A 16,740-nucleotide genomic window follows, 5' to 3' on the forward strand; every position below is an offset into this window, starting at 1 on the left:
TGCGGCCGATCCGCCCGTGCCCCGCCGCTCCTAGCGTGGGAGGTATGACAGCCAGGACGTCACCGCCACCGCCGCGTGCGACCTCCTACGCCTCCTTCGCGTCGTACGTCCAGGCCCGCCGGCCGGTGCTGCTGCGCACCGCCCGCTCGCTGACCAACGACCCCTTGGACGCGGAGGACCTGCTCCAGACCGCCCTCGCCCGCACCTACGTCCACTGGGACCGGATCGCCGACCACGGCGCCCTCGACGGCTACGTCCGCCGTGCCCTGGTGAACACCCGCACCTCGCAGTGGCGCCGCCGCCGCGTCGAGGAGCTGCCCAGCGAGACCCTGCCCGAGCCCCGCGAGCACACCGCCGCGCCGGCCGACCCGGCCGAGCGGCAGGCCACCCGCGACGCCCTGTGGCGCGCGGTCCTGCGTCTCCCCGACCGTCAGCGCGCCATCGTCGTGCTCCGCTACTACGAGGACCTGAGCGAGGCCCGCACCGCCGAACTGCTCGGCGTCTCGGTGGGCACGGTGAAGTCGGCACTGTCCCGTGCCCTGGTCAAGCTGCGCGAAGACCCCGAATTGCCTCTCGCCAGGTAGTGACGGGAGAGCCTGAGTCTGTGCAGAATCACCGGAAACTTACCGACGCGTAACGACGCGCGTTCCTCGGGGAGGCACCGGTGCAGAGCACGATGCAGGACGTCGAGCTGACGGTCTCGCGAATCCTGGCCCACGGCACGACCGTCCACGGTCGTTCCGAGGTCATCACCTGGACGGGAGAGGGGGCGCCCGAGCGCCGCACCTTCGCCGAGGTGGGCCGCCGGGCCGCCCAGCTCGCCCACGCCCTGCGCGACGACCTCGGCGTCCGCGGCGACGACCGGGTCGCCACCCTGATGTGGAACAACAGCGCCCACGTCGAGGCGTACTTCGCCATCCCCTCGATGGGCGCCGTGCTGCACACCCTCAACCTGCGCCTGCCCGCCGAGCAGCTGGCCTGGATCGTCAACCACGCCGCCGACAAGGTGGTCGTCGTCAACGGCACCCTGCTGCCGCTGCTCGCCCCGCTGCTGCCGCAGCTGCCCACCCTCGAGCACATCGTGGTGTCCGGCCCCGGCGAGCTCTCGCTGCTGGACGGGGCGGCCGCCCGGGTCCACGAGTACGAGGCGCTGATCGCCGGGAAGCCGGAGAGCTACGACTGGCCCCGGCTGGACGAACGCCAGGCCGCCGCCATGTGCTACACCTCGGGCACCACCGGAGACCCCAAGGGCGTCGTCTACTCCCACCGCTCGATCTACCTGCACTCCATGCAGGTCAACATGAGCCAGTCGATGGCGCTGACGGACAGCGACACCTCCCTGGTGGTCGTCCCGCAGTTCCACGTCAACGCCTGGGGCATCCCGCACGCCACCTTCATGACCGGCGTCAACATGCTGATGCCGGACCGCTTCCTGCAGCCCGCCCCGCTCGCCGAGATGATCGAGACGATCCGCCCCACCCACGCCGCCGCCGTCCCCACCATCTGGCAGGGCCTGCTCGCCGAGCTCAAGGCCAGGCCGCGCGACGTCTCCACGCTCACCCAGGTCACCATCGGCGGCGCGGCCTGCCCGCCCGCGCTGATGAAGGCCTTCGACGAGTTCGGCATGCGGGTCGTCCACGCCTGGGGCATGACCGAGACCTCCCCGCTGGGCACGGTGGCCCGCCCGCCGGCCCACGTGGAGCCGGGTTCCGAGGAGGAGTTCGCCTACCGCACCACCCAGGGCCGCTTCCCGGCCGGCGTCGAGGCCCGCCTGACCGGCCCGAACGGCGAGCGCCTGCCCTGGGACGGCGAGTCGGCCGGCGAGCTGGAGGTGCGCGGCCCGTGGATCGCCGGCGCCTACTACAACGGTCCGGACGGCGAACCGCTGCGCCCGGACGACAAGTTCAGCGAGGACGGCTGGCTGAAGACGGGCGACGTCGGCGTCATCGACCCGGACGGCTTCCTCACCCTGACGGACCGGGCCAAGGACGTCATCAAGTCCGGCGGCGAGTGGATCTCCTCGGTGGAGCTGGAGAACGCGCTGATGGGGCACCCGCAGGTCGCCGAGGCCGCCGTGGTGGCGGTGCCGGACGACAAGTGGGGCGAGCGCCCGCTGGCCGCGGTGGTCCTGAAGGAGGGCGCGGAGACCGGGTTCGGCGAGCTGCGCGAGTTCCTCGGCGCGGAGGGCGGTATCGCCAAGTGGCAGCTGCCGGAGCGCTGGACGCGGGTCGCGGCGGTGCCGAAGACGAGCGTCGGCAAGTTCGACAAGAAGGTCATCCGCCGGCAGTACGCGGCGGGTGAGCTGGACGTGACCACGATCTGACGTCCCGGGACGCCGGCCCCCCGCCGGCGCACGACGCGAAAGGGGCGCCCCGCGGCACGAGCCGCGGGGCGCCCCTTTCGCGTGCCGTCAGTTGGTGCCGATGCGCGCCAGCAGGTCGACCAGGCGGTCCTGCACCTCGTCCTCGGTGGAGCGCTCGGCCAGGAACAGCACCGACTCCCCCGACGCCAGCGACGGCAGCGCGTGCGGCTCCACCGGCGCCGTGTAGACGACCAGCGGGGTGCGGCTGAGGCGGCCGCTGGCGCGGAGCCAGTCGAGGATGCCGGCCCGGCGCCGGTCCATCCGCATCAGGTCCATCACCACCAGGTTGGGCAGCATCTGCGCGGCCACCGCCGCCGCCTGCCCGTCGTCCACGGCCCGCCCGACCTGCATGCCGCGCCGCTCCAGCGAGGCGGTCATCGCCAGGGCGACCTCGTCGCGCCCCTCGATCAGCAGGACCCGGGGCGGGTGCTGGTCGCTGTCCCTGGGGGCGAGCGCCTTGAAGAGCACGGCCGGATCGGCGCCGTACGCCTCCTCGCGGGGCGCGTGCGCCAGCCCCGCGGTCACCATGACGGGGACCTCGGCGGCGACCGCGGCCTCGCGCAGCGACTGCAGGGCGGTCCGGGTGATCGGGCCGGTCAGCGGGTCGACGAAGAGCGCGGCGGGGAACGCGGCGATCTGCGCGTCCACCTCCTCGCGGGAGTTGACCACCACCGGGCGGTAGCCGCGGTCGCTGAGGGCCTGCCGGGTGGTCGGGTCCGGAGCGGGCCAGACCAGCAGACGGCGCGGGTTGTCCAGGGGCTCCGGCGGCAGCTCGTCGTCCATCGGGCGCGGCTGCGGCTGGTCCGAGACCTCGACGGCCCCGCCCGGACCGTCCAGCGGCTCGGGACCCTCGGCGGCGTCGGCGTCCGGCGCGCCGATCGCGTAGGACCGGCCCACGCTGTTGTCGGGCAGCGCGCCCGGCCGGGGAGCCGGGGCCGGCGGCCGGGGCAGTCCGGCGGACGGCACCGGGGGCAGCGCCGGGACGCCGCCCGTGGGGGAGCCGGGGGCGCCGGGAGCGGCGGACGGCGTGCCCGGGGCCGGCGTCGCGGTGGGCTCGGCCTCGGCGGCACGGGTGCCCAGCTTGCGACGACGGCCGTTGGAGGCCGGGTTGACCGGCGGCGGGGTCTGCTGGCCCTGCCCCGGACGGCGGGCGAACGGAACGCCCTGACCGAGGGTGCGGACGCTGAACGCGCGGCCCTGCGTGCTGTTGGTGCTGTCGCCCGGGGGAGTCACGGCGGGTGCGGCGGGTGCGGCGGGCTGCGCCGGAGACGGGGCCGGGGCCGGGGCCGCGGGCTGGGCCTGAGGCTGTGCCGGGGCCGGCGGCGGCGTGGCCGTCGACTCGGCGGGCAGCGGCTGGGCCAGTCGGGGCTGCGGCGGCGGCACGGGCTGCGCCGCCTGGGCCTGCGCCTGCACCGGGGCCTGGGCCTGCGGGGGTGTGGTGCCGGTCCCGGGGGCGGACGGCTGCACCGGGGCGGCCGTGCCCTGCGGGGCCACCGGGGTCGCTCCCGGCACGGGCTGCTGCGGGGCCGGGGCGGCCTGGGGTGCCTGCGGCGCGGGCGCGCCGGGAACCGCGGCACCGGGCCAGACCGGGGCGGGGCCGGGCACCTGGGCCATGGCCGAGCCCGCCGGGGCCTGCGCGGGCACCGGCTGGGGAACGTCCTGCGGCCCGCCCTGCGGCGGGACCGTGGCCGTCTGGGCCGGGACCGGCTGCACGGCGACCGGCTGCACGGCGATGGGCTGCTGCCCCGGCACGGGCTGCTGCGCGGGGACGGGCTGTGCGCCCGCCGCGGCGGGGGCGGTCCCCTGCGCGGGCACCGGCGCCTGCTGCCCGGCGGCCGGAAGCCCCCGGGGCACCGGCTGCGGCGCGGCACCGGGCGGCGGCACAGGCTGCCCGGGCATGGGCTGGGGCTGCGGTACGACACCGGGCTGTGCCACGACGCCGGGCTGGGGCGCGGCTCCGGGCAGGGGCACCGGCTGCATCCCGGGCTGCGGGACCGGCTGTGTTCCAGGCTGGGGAACGGGCTGCGTCCCGGACGGGGCGCCGCCCTGCGGAACCTGAGGCGCCATCCCCGGAGGAGCCGCCTGCGGCGCCGCCTGCGGAACGGCCTGGAGGCCAGGCTGCGGAACGGCCTGCAGCCCCGGCTGAGCAACGCCCTGCGCCGCTCCGGCACCGGATGCACCCGCATCAGGCGTACCCGCACCGGCCATGCCCGCCCCGGCCGCACCGGCCAGGTCGGACCCCGCGCCGTCGGTGGCGCGGTCCGCGTCGGCCGGCGGCAGCGCGAACGGCGAGCGCGGCGCGGCCTCCTGGGCCGCGGCCCTCGCCTCGGCGGCGGCCATCGCACGACGCCGCCGCCCGGACGGCTGCGCGGCCTGCGCACCGGCGGCCTGCGCCTGGGAGTCCTGTCCGGCGTCGGCCCCCGCCGCCGGCAACGCGGCGGGCAACGCCGCCGCGCCCTGTGCCTCGGGGGCACGGCCCCCGGCGGGCACCGGCACGCCCTGCGGCGGCACCGTCCCGCCGAGTCCCACGGCGTTGGCCGCGGCGCCCGCCGCGTGCTCGGCCGCCGTCACCACCGCACCGGTCGGCGGCGACTGCGCCGGGGCGCCGGGCTGTCCGGTCCCCTCCACGGCCGCGCCGGTCTCCTCCGGGCTCGGCCGTCCGCGCCGCCGACGGCCCGTACCGGCCGCCGCCGGAGCCGCCGTGCCGGAGTCCTGCGCGCCCGCCGGCTGCTGCGCCGGAAGCGCGACGTCGACCGAGTCCTCCTCCGCCGCGGCGGCACGCCGACGCCGGCGCCCGGTCGGCGCGGCGGCGGGAGCCTGCTCGGCGCCGGGCACCGCCGCATCCGGGGCAGCCGCGGACGCCGCCGCGCTCGCAGGGGTGTCCGCGGTCGCGTCCGCCCGGGGAGCGTCGTCGAGGAAGGAGTCCACCGAGGAACGCCGCGCCCGCCGCCGCCCGCCGCCACCGGCCGAGGTCGCCCCGGCAGCCGGCGCCGCCTCCGGGGCCGCAGCCGCCGGAGCCGGGGCCGGGGCCTCGACGACGCCCGCGCCGGTCCCCAGCGGCACCTCCAGCACGAAGGCGCTGCCGCTCATCCCCGGCACCTCGTGCGTCTGCAGCACGCCGCCGTGGGCGCGGACGATGCCCTGCACGACCGGGCCGTGGACCGGGTCCCCGCCGGAGTAGGGGCCGCGCACCTCGATGCGCACCACCTCGCCGCGCTGGGCGGCCGCCACGACCACCGTGTTGTCCATGTAACCGCCCGTGGAGACAGGCGCGTTGCCGGTCGCGTCGACCCCGGCGACGTCCGCCACCAGGTGCGCCAGCGCGGTGGCCAGGCGCTGCGGGTCGACCTCCGCCTCGATGGGCGGCGCGTGCACGGCGAACTGCACCCGGCCTGGGCCGATCAGCTCCACCGCGCCGTCGACGCCGGCCGCGACGACCGCGTCCAGCATCACCTTGGCGCGGTGCAGGTCCTCGCCGCCCGCGGCCAGGGACTGGTAGCCGAGCACGTTGTCGATCAGCTGGGTGATCCGGGAGTAGCCGGCCGACAGGTGGTGCAGCACCTGGTTGGCCTCCGGCCACAGCTGACCGGCGTCGTCCGCCGCGAGGGCGGACAGCTCGCGGCGCAGCTCGTCCAGCGGCCCGCGCAGCGATCCGCCCAGCAGCGACAGCAGCTGCTCGTGGCGGGCGGCCAGTTCGTCGTAGCGGTCCTTCTCCCGCTCGGCGAGCGAGGCGTAACGCTCCTCGGCGTCGGCCGTCGCCTCCTCGAGCCGCTCGGTGAGCTCGCGGACCTTCTCGGCGCCGGTCCCGGTGAGCTCGCGGACCTCCTCCGCGTGGGCCTCGGTGAGCTTGCGGATCTCCTCGGCGTGCGACTCGGTGAGCTCCTCGACCTGGCCGACGTGCTGCTGGCGCAGCGAGGTCAGCTCGGAGGCGTGCTCCTCGGAGAGCTTCTCCAGCTCCTCCTCGTGCCGCTTCTCGGCGTCCTCGCGCTCCTTGACCAGGTTGTCGAAGGGCCGCCGGTCGGTGAACGTCATGACCGCGCCGACCAGTTGGTCGCCGTCGCGCACCGGCGCCGTGGTCAGGTCGACCGGCACCTTGTCGCCGCCGCGGGACCACAGCACCTGCCCGCGCACCCGGTGCTTGCGCCCGGAGCGCAGGGTGTCGGCGAGCGGGGACTCGTCGTACGGGAAGGGGGTGCCGTCGGGGCGCGAGTGCAGGATCAGCTCGTGCAGCTCGCGGCCGCCGAGGTCGCTGGCCCGGTAGCCCAGAATCTGCGCGGCCGCCGGGTTGACCAGCACGACCCGGCCGTCGGTGTCGGTGCCCACCACGCCCTCGGCGGCGGCACGCAGGATCATCTCGGTCTGCCGCTGCGAGCGGGCGAGTTCGGCCTCGGTGTCCACGGTGCCGGTGAGGTCGCGGACGACCAGCATCAGCAGCTCGTCACCGGTGTAGGCGGGGCTGTGGCCGTCGTGGGCCTGGCCGCCGTTCTCCAGGTTCGCGCTGGTGACCTCGACCGGGAACTCGCTGCCGTCGGTGCGGCGGGCGATCATCCGGGTGGGCTTCGTCCGGGCGCCGGGCTGCAGGGGGTCGTCCGGCCGCCGCATCGACCCGGGGATCAGCCGGGAGTCGAACTCCGGGAGCAGGTCGAGCAGTCCGCGGCCCACCAGGGCGGTGCCGGGCGTCTCGAAAGCGTCCAGGGCGATGGTGTTGGCATTGACGACGGTGCCGTTGGCGTTGACCAGGACCAGCGCGTCGGGAAGCGCGTCCAGTATGGCTGCGAGGCGAGCAGCGCCTCGGGATGGCCTGCTGCTCACGAGACGCATTCCTCCCTGTTACCGCACCGTGCTGACCGTGTGGGCCATCTTGCCAACCGCCCCGGCACGTGTCACGGGCAGAGTCTACGGGCACCGCGCGCCCCGGCGGCCCCGGATGAGAGGGAGGTCGCACGAGAGGTTGACGCGAGATGCGGGGGAAATGTGCGGCCCGACCCTCCTCTTCCTGGGCCTTCCGGGGGCTTCGGCGGAGCCCTGCGACTACCGTGCGGCCCGGATCTCGGGGAGGACCGGCACCATCGCGTCCCAGCGTGCGGTGCGGCAGCCGTCGTGGCGGTCGTACGCGGCGTTCACCCTTCGCCCGTCCCACCATCCGGTGATCCGTGCGGTGGCCGGGCCGCCGTCCACCATCGTGCAGAACGGCCTCGGCACCGACGGGGCGAAGGGATCCCGCGGACCGGCCGGACCCTCGGGACCCGCGCCGAGGGCGGGTCCCGCGAAGCCGCCGGGACCCGCGGTGGCCGGGCGTGCGGGGCGGGTCAGTTCGTCGAGCCGGGCGCAGGCGGCCGCCGCGTGCGGGTGGTCGCCGCCGCGGGGGTGGCAGTCGAGCCGGTACCGGCCGTCCAGGCCCTTCCCCGCGTGCTCGACGGTGACGGTGAGCCGGTCCCGCAGCTCGTGGTCCCCGAGCGGCGAACCGGCGGCCGGGGCCGGGACGGCGGCGAGAGCCGCGACGGCGGCGACGGCGGAGAGGGCGGCCAGGGCCGGCCGGGCGGCGGTGCGCGTGGTGGCGTGAGACATGCCCTGCTCAACGTGGGAGGGCGCCTCCCGGTAGCGGTCTCGTACACCGGTCCGAAGCCGGCCCCGCGGCCGATTCCTCCGGCACGCCGTAAGCCCTTTGCCCTGCGGGCCACGCGCCTAGTACCGTGGGGGCCAATTGGTGACCGGGCGCTCGTCTGTGTCATCATCTGCACACACCGCTCGCGCTTGCGCGAGAGCTGTGCTGGAGGCGTCGCCTAGTCCGGTCTATGGCGCCGCACTGCTAATGCGGTTTGGGTTTTACGGCCCATCGAGGGTTCAAATCCCTCCGCCTCCGCATCTCTCGGGCCCCTGTTCCTCGAACAGGGGCCCGAGGTGTTTCCACGCGTCCGTCGCCCGGGTTCGTCGTCACGTCCTTACGGGGCACTCCCCCTCGGCACCCCCGGTGCCCGCCCCGCTCCGCCCGGGCCGCGCGCTCCGCCCGTCCGCACCCCTTGACGAGCGGCTCGACCGGCGGCGCACGGGGGCGGCCCCGGGAGCACGCGTTTCGACGTTTCCGCAGCTCAGGCCGGGTGCGCCGAATGGATTTCACATGTCGGCGGCAGTCATGTAATGTTCTTCCTGTCGCCGGGACGGGCCGAAAGGAACCGAAACGGAGACGACAACAAAACAAGCACTCGTAGCTTAACGGATAGAGCATCTGACTACGGATCAGAAGGTTGCAGGTTCGAATCCTGCCGAGTGCACACAGGTGAGAGGCCCCGGACGAGAGTCCGGGGCCTCTTGCGTTGCTGTCTCGCGTCGGCGGTGGGGGCTCGGCGCGCGTTCGTTCGGGAGGGGCGTATGAGGTTCAGAGCTGGAGTGACAGGTGCGACCGCAGTGCTGCTGGCGGCCTTGGCGGGGTGCGGAACACCGGGGACCGCGGGCACGGGGGACTCGGTGGGGCCGGCGCCGGCGGGCACCGCATCGGTGACGGAGAACGCGAGCGCCCCTTCCGCGGAGCTACAGGGCCGGTGGTGGACGTGGGCAGCCGCGGAGCCTGAGAGGACGAACCCTGTCGCCGACACGGACGGAAGCGCGTGCGGACGCAATCAACCGGACGATGTGTGGTTCCTGGCCGGGACCTTCGGAGATCAGGTCGAGCGGGCGTGCCAGGTCCCCCACGGTCGTCCGATCGTTGTGCCGGTCGTCAACCTGGTCGGAGACCAGGAGAGCTGTGCGGCTTTCATGCGTGATGCGGAAGGAACCGTGCTCCTTGACGGCAAGGCGGTCGAGCCGGAGCGGTACGAAGGCGACTCGATCACGGTGCGAGGCGCTCAAGGCAACCCGATCACCGGGGAGGAAGGCCTCTTCACAGCGACAGGGTGTGGCCTGTGGGTGCAGCTGCCGTCCCTCTCTCCCGGGACGCACGCACTCGAGGTCCGTGGACGATCGGACGACTTCTCGACCGGTGTGGACTACGCGTTGACCGTCTCCGCCTCGTCGCGTTAGGCGCGGCGTACGGCAGACGACGCCGAAGTGCTCACGGCGCACCTGTGCCTCGTCCGCTTCCGCGAAGATTTCCGCCCGCCTTGTTCCCGGTCGATCACGCACAGCGCCTGGTCCACCCGCGCGCCCAGGTTCCGCAGAGCGATGTCGGAGTGGGTCACGGGCAGGCAGTCTCCCAGCCGCGCGCCCTTGGCGGGAGGCCGGTCGCCTGGTGGAGTGGGCGGATGATTTCTCAGATGGTCTGTGTGGCCGTGAGGGCCTGTGTCGGTCTCGCCCTGAGGGCGCGGCATTCCCGGCGGGTGGCGGAGCGGGCCGAGGCGGGGGAGGAGGTGTCCCTCCTTGTCATGGCCAGGCGTGGCGACCGGGGAGGCCGGTTCACCGTGGGCCGGGTGCGGACCGGTGTGCCGTTCCGGTGGGTGGCCACCCGGCCGTGGGCCCGGCTGCGGGAGCTGCCGGCGGGTCTGCGGGACCCCCGCATTCGCCCGGCGACCTTCGGTGAGTCGCTGTGGCTGCCGCCGCGGGGGATGGTGATCGAGTGCGGCTCCTCCACGGGACTGGTGCTGCTCGGGGTCCGGCCGGAGCACCAGGGGCTGGTCGCGAGCATGATCCGCCGAGCGGGTGACACGTCGGACCGGTGACGCGTCGGATCGCCGACAGGTCGGTCCGGTTGCGCGTCGGACCGGTGAGCCGGCCGGACCGAGGGCCGGCGGGCTATCGGGAGCAGGACGGCTCGGGGGTCCAGTCCGGGTCGTCGCAGCCGAAGTAGGTCCACGTGCCGTCGGAGAACCGGTCGTCGGTGCTGTCGGTGTAGATCTCGAACGCGCGGTGCGGAGTGACGCGGTAGTACTCGCGGACCGGGTCGCCCTCGACGGTGAGGGAGGTGACCTTCAGCTCGGCGGTCCTGTCGCGGTCCAGCGCACGGCGGAGGCAGGCGATCTCCCGTGTCGCCCGGGTCTTCAGCTCCTGCCCTTGGGCGAGGGTGACGTCACCGCAGCTCCGGTAGGGGTCCCTGGCCTCGAAGCGGGCCTTCTGCGGGTCGTACGTGACGACCAGGACCGCGGCGCAGGCGAGGCAGAGCAGCGTCCCCAGGGTGGTCCAGCCGATCGCCGCCCGGCGGACGCGACGTGTGGCGGTCCGGGTGTCGCCGAGGGGGTGCCGCCGGCGCAGGCGTGCCCGTGCGCGGGCGGAGCCCCAGCGGGTGAAGAGGTGGATGCCGAAGAAGGCCGTGGCCAGCCCCGCCGCCAGGACGCACAGGACGACGGTGGTCGACGGTGCCGAGTCGCTGATCATCGGCTGATCGTCCTGGCTCCGGGCAGGCGGGTCAACGGGTTCGGCGAAGTCGGACCGGACCAGGACGGCGGCCCGGGACATAGTGGTGACGGGTACCGCCGCAGGTGCCCGGACAGGTTCACCGCACAGGGAGCTGACGTCATGACGGATAAACGCACCGTGGCCGTGCTGGGCACCGGGATCATGGGGGCCGCGATGGCCCGCAACATCGCCCGGGCCGGGCACGCCCTGCGGGTGTGGAACCGCAGCCGGGAGAAGGCGGAGCCGCTGGCCGCGGACGGGGCGCACGTCGCCGGGACGCCGGCCGAGGCCGTCGAGGGCGCGGACGTGGTCGTCACCGTGCTGTACGACGGCGCCGCCGCGCTGGAGGTGATGCGGCAGGCGGCCCCGGGGCTGCGGGCCGGCGCCGCGTGGGCGCAGGCCACCACGGCGGGGCTGGAGGCGCTGCCGGAGCTGGCGGAGTTCGCCGGGAAGCACGGTCTGGTGTTCTTCGACGCGCCGGTGCTCGGCACCCGGCAGCCCGCCGAGGAGGGCAAGCTGACGGTGATCGCCGCGGGGCCGGTCGCGGAACGGGACCTGGTGATGCCGGTGTTCGACGCCGTCGGCGTGCGCACGGTGTGGGCCGGGGAGGACGGCGCGCGGGGTGGTGCGACGCGGCTGAAGCTGGTGGCCAACAGCTGGGTGCTGGCGGTGACCGGTGCGGCCGGCGAGGCGCTGGCCCTGGCCGAGGGACTGGGGGCCGACCCCGAGGCGTTCCTGGACCTCGTCGCGGACGGCCCGCTCGACATGCCCTACCTGCGGCTCAAGGCCGGGATGATCATGGAGGACCGGCTGACCCCGGCCTCCTTCGCGGCGGAGACCGCGGCCAAGGACGCGCGGCTGATCGTGGAGGCCGGGGAGCGGCACGGGGTGCGGCTGGACGTCGCCGCCGCGAGCGCCGAGCGGTTCCGCCGGGTCGTCGAGCAAGGGCGCGGGCGGCAGGACATGGCCGCCGCGTACTGGGCCAGCTTCGAGGAGGACGGGACCGGCGCCTCCGACGGCGGTGCCGCCGCCCCCGCCCCCGCCCCCGCCCCCACTCCCGGGAACGGGCCCGAGCGCGGGCAGGGGCGCGAGGGGCAGGCGTCCTGACCGCGCGGACCTGGCGGAGCGAGGGGCTGCGCTGGACGGCCGAGGGCCCGCTGCTGCGGTGGCGGGGCGGCCGGGAGAGCGCGCTCCCGCCGGGAAAGCGGGTGGTCCTCGCGGTGCCGCAGGACGCGGTCCGCCGCTGTGTCGGGGCCCGCGGCAACGCCTGCCCGGTGGCGGCGGAGGTGTCCGGCCGGTCGGGGTCGGCGCGCTGCGAGGAGTGCGCGCGGCTGGAGCGGGCCCACTCGGTGGCGGCGGACACCCGGGCCGACGACCCGCAGCCGTACCACGTCTACCTGGCCTGGTTCGGCCCCGGCATGACCAAGGTGGGCATCACCGCCCTGCGGCGCGGGCCCGACCGGCTGCTGGAGCAGGGCGCGGTGACGTTCACCTGGCTGGGACGCGGACCGCTGATGGCGGCGCGCAGGACGGAGGAACTGCTGCGGGCGGCGCTGCGGGTGCCGGACCGGATCCCGTACGAGGCCAAGCGGGGGGTGCGGGCGGCGCTGCCGCCGACGCCCGGTGAACGGGCGGCGGAGGTCGCCGCGTTGCACGCGCGGGCGTCGGATCTGCCGGGGTGGCCGGAGGCGTTGGAGCGGGAGCCGCTGGAGGTGGTGGACCACGTCGCGGTGTTCGGGCTCGAGGGGCTGCCGCCGGCGGCCGGGACGGTGCGCGAACTGGTGCCCGGCGGCGCGGTGGAGGGGACGCTGGTGGCCGCGGCCGGGCCCGACCTCCACCTGCGGACCGGGCAGGGCGTGGTGGTGCTGGACACCCGGTTGCTGCCGGGCTGGCCCCTCACCGCTGCCCCGGAGGCCGGCCCGGGTCTGCCCCTCCCGCTGAAGCCCCTGCCGCAGGGCCCCGCCCCGGCCCAGCCGGGCCTGTTCTGACCCGGGGGTGCCCCGGACCCCCGGGACTCCCCGGCCCTCCGGGCCCCCCGGGCGCCCCGGACCGCCCCGGCGGACGGTTCAGTCCTGTTCCGCCACCAGGCGGGCCGGGAAGCCGCCGGTGGCGACCGGGCTCCAGGAGACCGGGGTGACGCGGATGATCGACTTCCCCTGCTTCAGCATCGCCGCCCGGTACTCGTCCCAGTCGGGGTGCTCCCCCGCGATGTTCCGGTAGTACTCCACCAGCGGCTCCACCGAGTCCGGCGCGTCGATCACCTCGGCGGTGCCGTCGATCTGCACCCACGGGCCGTTCCAGTCGTCGCTGAGGACGAGGACCGAGACCCGCTCGTCGCGCTTGGCGTTGCGGGTCTTGGCCCGCTCCGGGTAGGTCGAGATCACGATGCGCCCGGAGTCGTCGACTCCGCAGGTCAGCGGCGAGCCCTGCGGGCCGCCGTCGCCGCGGCGGGTGAGCAGGATCGCGCGGTGGCGGGGACGGACGAAGTCCAGCAGCTCCACGAGGGACACGGAGAGGTTGGTCGCGATGTTCGGTGCCATGCCCCGCAGCCTAGGGGCCGGACGGGCGCGAGGGCTCGCGGCCCGCCGGTCCTGGCGGCGGGCCGGCGCGTGGCCGTCAGGCGGCCGGCAGTTCGGTGCCCCGCACGGCCTGGACGTCCAGTTCCACCCGCAGCGTGGTGCCGATGGCGGCGATGCCGGCCTGGACGATCTGGTTGTAGTTCATCGCGAAGTCCTCGCGCCGCAGCTCGGCGGTGGCCCGGAAGGCGGCGCGGGTGCCGCCCCACGGGTCGGCGCCGGTGCCGAGGTAGCTGAGGTCCAGGTCGACCGGGCGGACCAGGCCGCGCATGGTGAGTTCCCCGTGCACCGTCCAGCGGTCGCTGCCGGAGGGGGTGAGGCCGTGCGACCGGTAGGTGATCTCCGGGTACTTGTCGACGAAGAGGAAGTCCTCGGAACGCAGGTGCTCGTCGCGCATGCGGTTGCCGGTGTCGATCGAGGCGGCGGCGATCACCGCGTCCACCCGCGAGTGGACGACGTCGTCGGCGGCGATCTCCACGGTGCCGGCGAACTCGGTGAACCGGCCGCGCACGCTGGAGATGCCCAGGTGCTGGGCGACTGCTCCGACCGTGGAGTGCACCGGGTCGACGGTCCAGGGGCCGGGCGGCGGAAGCTCCTCACCGCCCTGCCGGGCCAGGGTGACGGTGCCGACCTCGGCGCGCCCGGTGGCGGTGACGAGGGCGCTGGCGGCCACGGGGGCGTAGCCGACGGCCGTGACGATCACCGTGTAGGCACCCGGCGCCAGGGCCGAGGCGTCCCGCACCACGCCCTCGGCGTCGGCCTCGGCGCGCAGGGCCTGGGCGCCGTGGGCGTCGGTCAGCGTGACGACCGCGTGCGACACGGCCCATCCGTCCCGAGTCCGGACTCGGGCGGTCAAAGACATCCCTTTATCTCCCTAAAAAGGCTTACAAATTGGCCGTAAAGAGGCAGAAAGTGTCTGCGGCGAAGTACGGGCAGGGGCGCTGTCGGTGGTGGGGAAAAGGACCGGCCGGTGGCAGGGCTCCCTCGGGGAGCCCTGCCACCGGCCGCGATCGCCTACTCGCCCGGGTGGGAGAGCTCGACGACGTGGTCCTCGACGTCCTGCCGGACGGCCAGGGTGGTGGCCACCGGCGGGTAGCCCGTGGCGATCACCGTGTAGTCGCCGCCGTCCAGGTCGGCGAAGGCGTACACGCCGTCCTCACCGGTGGTGGCGGTGGAGACCACGTTGCCGGCCGCGTCCAGGAGCGTGACCCGGGCGTCCGCCAGCGGGCCGTACGGCGAGCGCACGACACCCTTGAGCTGCGAGCCCGCCTCCAGCACGGCCTCCACCCGGGTGACCCCGGTGGTGGCCACCTGGACCGGAAGGGCGCTGGGCCGGAAACCGGCGGCGTTGACCGCGACGGTGACGTCGCCGGGGACCACCGCGGCGAAGGCGAACTCGCCCGCCTCGTCGGTGGCGCCGGTGGCGATCAGGTCGCCCCGCACGTCGGTGACGATCACCATGGCGCCCACCACCGGCTCACCGGTGGCCGCCGCGCGGACGACGCCGGTCAGGCCGCTCGTGCCGCTCAGCAGGATGTCGTACGCCAGCGGCTCGCCGTTCACGGTGACCGTGGAGGCCTGCGGCTGGAAGCCGTCGGCCGAGGCGATCAGCACGTACGAGCCGACGCCGGGGACGTCCACCGCGTAGGCGCCGTCGGCCTGGGCGATGGCCCGGCCGAGCTGGCGTCCCTCCAGCGAGATCAGCGTGACCGCGGCGTGCGGCAGCGGGGCGCCCTCGCCGTTGCGGACGTGGCCGTGCACCGGGAGGCCGGTGCGCTCCACCGTGGCCGTGGCGGCCACCGCGGTGGCGGTGGCGGCGGCGACGGCCCCGGTGGACGGGGCGGCGTGCTTCGGGCCGGCCGTGGCCGGGACCTCGGCGGTGGCCTCGTCGGCCGGGGTCTCGCCGGCGGTCTCGTCGAGCGCCGAGTGCCGCTTGAGCGGGACCTCCTTGATGAAGAGCGTCAGGAAGAACGCGACCAGGGCGATCGGGGCGGCGAGCAGGAAGATGTCGGCGATGCCGTGGCCGTAGGCGCTCTCCATGAGCTCACGGACCGGGCCGGGCAGCGAGGACAGGTCCGGGATGGAGTCGCTCGCGGACGCCGAACCCATCGCCTTGGCGTACCTCGGGGGCAGGTCGGCGACGCCGTCCTTGACGTAGTCGGTGATCCGGTTGCCCAGGACGGCGCCGAAGGCGGAGACGCCCACCGTGCCGCCCAGCGAGCGGAAGAAGTTCGCCACCGAGCTGGCCGCGCCGAGGTCGCTGGGGGCGACCTGGTTCTGCGCGGCGAGCAGCAGGTTCTGCATCATCATGCCGACGCCGACGCCCATCACGGCCATGAAGATCGCGACGTGCCAGTACGGGGTGTCGTAGCGGATGGTGCCCAGCAGGCCGAGGCCCGCGGCGAGGAGGAAGCCGCCGGAGACCAGCCAGACCTTCCACTTGCCGGTGCGGGTGATCAGGTTGCCGGAGACGGTGGAGGAGACGAACAGGCCACCGATCATCGGGATGGTCAGCACGCCGGACATGGTCGGCGACTCGCCCCGCGCCAGCTGGAAGTACTGGGCGAAGAAGATGGTGCCGGCGAACATGCCGATGCCCACGAAGAGCGAGGCGAGCGAGGCCAGCGCGACGGTGCGGTTGCGGAACATCCGCAGCGGGATGATCGGCTCGGAGACCTTGGACTCGACGAGGACGAACAGCAGCGCGAGGGCGATCGAGCCGCCCACCATCGCGTAGGTCTGCCAGGAGTTCCACTCGTACTTGTCACCGGCGAAGGTGACCCAGAGCAGGAGCAGGCAGGTCGCGGCGGTCACCAGGGTGGCGCCCAGCCAGTCGACCTTGACCTTCCGCTTGACCACCGGGATGCGCAGGGTCTTCTGCAGCACGATCAGGGCGACCACGGCGAACGGGATGCCCACGTAGAAGCACCAGCGCCAGCCCAGCGACTCGGTGTCGGTGATGACGCCGCCCAGCAGCGGACCACCCACGGTTGCGACAGCGAACACCGCGCCGAGGTAGCCGGCGTACTTGCCGCGCTCACGCGGAGCGATGATCGAGGCCAGGATGACCTGGGACAGGGCGGACAGACCGCCACCGCCGATGCCCTGGAAGACACGGAAGACGATCAGCGTCTCGGGGTTCTGGGAGAAGCCCGCGCCCGCGGACGCCACGACGAAGATGATCAGGGCTATCTGGATCAGCAGTTTCTTGCTGAAGAGGTCGGCGAGCTTGCCCCACAGCGGGGTGGACGCCGTCATCGACAGCAGCGAGGCCGTGATCACCCAGGTGTAGGCGGACTGCCCACCGCCCAGGTCCGCGATGATCCGGGGCATCGCGTTGCTCACGATCGTGGACGAGATCATCGCCACGAACATGCCGAGCATGAGGCCCGACAGGGCTTCCAAGATCTGCCGGTGCGTCATCTGGACGCCGCCGGAGGTCCCTCCCCCGTGCTCGGCGTTGGCCCGCACACCAGC

At 74.6% G+C, this 16,740-nt stretch carries 11 protein-coding genes and 2 tRNA genes; 7 read left to right on the plus strand and 6 right to left on the minus strand.

The genetic code is table 11. The features are described from left to right. Positions 1-44: 44 nt before the first annotated feature. Both ABT026_RS10755 and ABT026_RS10760 read left to right on the plus strand, forming a co-directional pair. Positions 45-584 carry a SigE family RNA polymerase sigma factor gene (locus ABT026_RS10755; RefSeq protein WP_351113820.1) on the plus strand — a complete coding sequence of 180 codons (540 nt, stop codon included), beginning with the start codon at positions 45-47 and terminating at the stop codon, positions 582-584. An 80-nt stretch (positions 585-664) separates the two neighbouring features. Continuing rightward, on the plus strand, positions 665-2,323 hold the full coding sequence (locus tag ABT026_RS10760) for a long-chain fatty acid--CoA ligase (RefSeq protein ID WP_351113821.1): 1,659 nt from the start codon (positions 665-667) through the stop codon (positions 2,321-2,323). Between the two features lie 87 nt (positions 2,324-2,410). Here the strand turns inward: ABT026_RS10760 and ABT026_RS10765 are convergent, their stop codons facing one another. Then, positions 2,411-7,174 carry a PAS domain-containing protein gene (locus ABT026_RS10765; RefSeq protein ID WP_351113822.1) on the minus strand — a complete coding sequence of 1,588 codons (4,764 nt, stop codon included), beginning with the start codon at positions 7,172-7,174 and terminating at the stop codon, positions 2,411-2,413. Between the two features lie 219 nt (positions 7,175-7,393). Next, positions 7,394-7,930, minus strand: a complete 537-nt coding sequence (locus ABT026_RS10770; RefSeq protein ID WP_351113823.1) for a hypothetical protein — start codon at positions 7,928-7,930, stop codon at positions 7,394-7,396. A 204-nt stretch (positions 7,931-8,134) separates the two neighbouring features. Between ABT026_RS10770 and ABT026_RS10775 the strand changes: the two genes are divergently transcribed. From ABT026_RS10775 to ABT026_RS10785, 3 genes are all read left to right on the plus strand, one after another. After that, a tRNA-Ser gene (locus tag ABT026_RS10775) sits at positions 8,135-8,225 on the plus strand. A gap of 336 nt (positions 8,226-8,561) precedes the next feature. Continuing rightward, positions 8,562-8,634: transfer RNA gene (locus tag ABT026_RS10780), tRNA-Arg, on the plus strand. A 966-nt stretch (positions 8,635-9,600) separates the two neighbouring features. Next, positions 9,601-10,014, plus strand: coding sequence for a hypothetical protein (locus ABT026_RS10785; protein ID WP_351113824.1), 414 nt, complete (start codon positions 9,601-9,603; stop codon positions 10,012-10,014). Between the two features lie 73 nt (positions 10,015-10,087). On the opposite strand, the gene ABT026_RS10790 is transcribed toward ABT026_RS10785, so the two are convergent. Then, positions 10,088-10,666, minus strand: coding sequence for a hypothetical protein (locus ABT026_RS10790; protein ID WP_351113825.1), 579 nt, complete (start codon positions 10,664-10,666; stop codon positions 10,088-10,090). 141 nt (positions 10,667-10,807) lie between these two features. Between ABT026_RS10790 and ABT026_RS10795 the strand changes: the two genes are divergently transcribed. Then, positions 10,808-11,794, plus strand: a complete 987-nt coding sequence (locus tag ABT026_RS10795; RefSeq protein ID WP_351113826.1) for an NAD(P)-dependent oxidoreductase — start codon at positions 10,808-10,810, stop codon at positions 11,792-11,794. After that, complete coding sequence (locus ABT026_RS10800) at positions 11,791-12,675, plus strand: DUF2797 domain-containing protein (RefSeq protein WP_351113893.1); 885 nt, start codon at positions 11,791-11,793, stop codon at positions 12,673-12,675. The genes ABT026_RS10795 and ABT026_RS10800 overlap by 4 nt, the downstream gene beginning before the upstream one ends. Before the next feature lie 78 nt (positions 12,676-12,753). On the opposite strand, the gene ABT026_RS10805 is transcribed toward ABT026_RS10800, so the two are convergent. From ABT026_RS10805 to ABT026_RS10815, 3 genes are all read right to left on the minus strand, one after another. Beyond that, the gene (locus ABT026_RS10805) at positions 12,754-13,227 is read right to left on the minus strand and encodes a PPOX class F420-dependent oxidoreductase (protein ID WP_351113827.1); all 474 of its coding nucleotides are present in this window, start codon (positions 13,225-13,227) and stop codon (positions 12,754-12,756) included. A gap of 76 nt (positions 13,228-13,303) precedes the next feature. Then, a complete protein-coding gene (locus ABT026_RS10810; RefSeq protein ID WP_351113828.1) occupies positions 13,304-14,125 on the minus strand; it encodes a YceI family protein in 822 nt (273 codons plus the stop codon). Positions 14,126-14,277: 152 nt separating this feature from the next. Next, positions 14,278-16,686, minus strand: a complete 2,409-nt coding sequence (locus tag ABT026_RS10815) for an MFS transporter (RefSeq protein ID WP_502967950.1) — start codon at positions 16,684-16,686, stop codon at positions 14,278-14,280. Positions 16,687-16,740: the final 54 nt, after the last annotated feature.

The sequence above is a fragment of the Streptomyces sp. NPDC002734 genome (assembly GCF_040295685.1).
Classification (GTDB): Bacteria; Actinomycetota; Actinomycetes; order Streptomycetales; family Streptomycetaceae; genus Streptomyces.

Excerpts from the sequence above, each read along its gene's own strand:
- ABT026_RS10795 (WP_351113826.1), top strand. The coding sequence starts at position 10,808 with ATGACGGATAAACGCACCGTGGCCGTGCTGGGCACCGGGATCATGGGG.
- ABT026_RS10770 (WP_351113823.1), bottom strand. The coding sequence starts at position 7,930 with ATGTCTCACGCCACCACGCGCACCGCCGCCCGGCCGGCCCTGGCCGCC.
- ABT026_RS10805 (WP_351113827.1), bottom strand. The coding sequence starts at position 13,227 with ATGGCACCGAACATCGCGACCAACCTCTCCGTGTCCCTCGTGGAGCTG.
- ABT026_RS10810 (WP_351113828.1), bottom strand. The coding sequence starts at position 14,125 with ATGTCTTTGACCGCCCGAGTCCGGACTCGGGACGGATGGGCCGTGTCG.
- ABT026_RS10815 (WP_502967950.1), bottom strand. The coding sequence starts at position 16,686 with ATGACGCACCGGCAGATCTTGGAAGCCCTGTCGGGCCTCATGCTCGGC.
- ABT026_RS10785 (WP_351113824.1), top strand. The coding sequence starts at position 9,601 with ATGATTTCTCAGATGGTCTGTGTGGCCGTGAGGGCCTGTGTCGGTCTC.
- ABT026_RS10790 (WP_351113825.1), bottom strand. The coding sequence starts at position 10,666 with ATGATCAGCGACTCGGCACCGTCGACCACCGTCGTCCTGTGCGTCCTG.
- ABT026_RS10755 (WP_351113820.1), top strand. The coding sequence starts at position 45 with ATGACAGCCAGGACGTCACCGCCACCGCCGCGTGCGACCTCCTACGCC.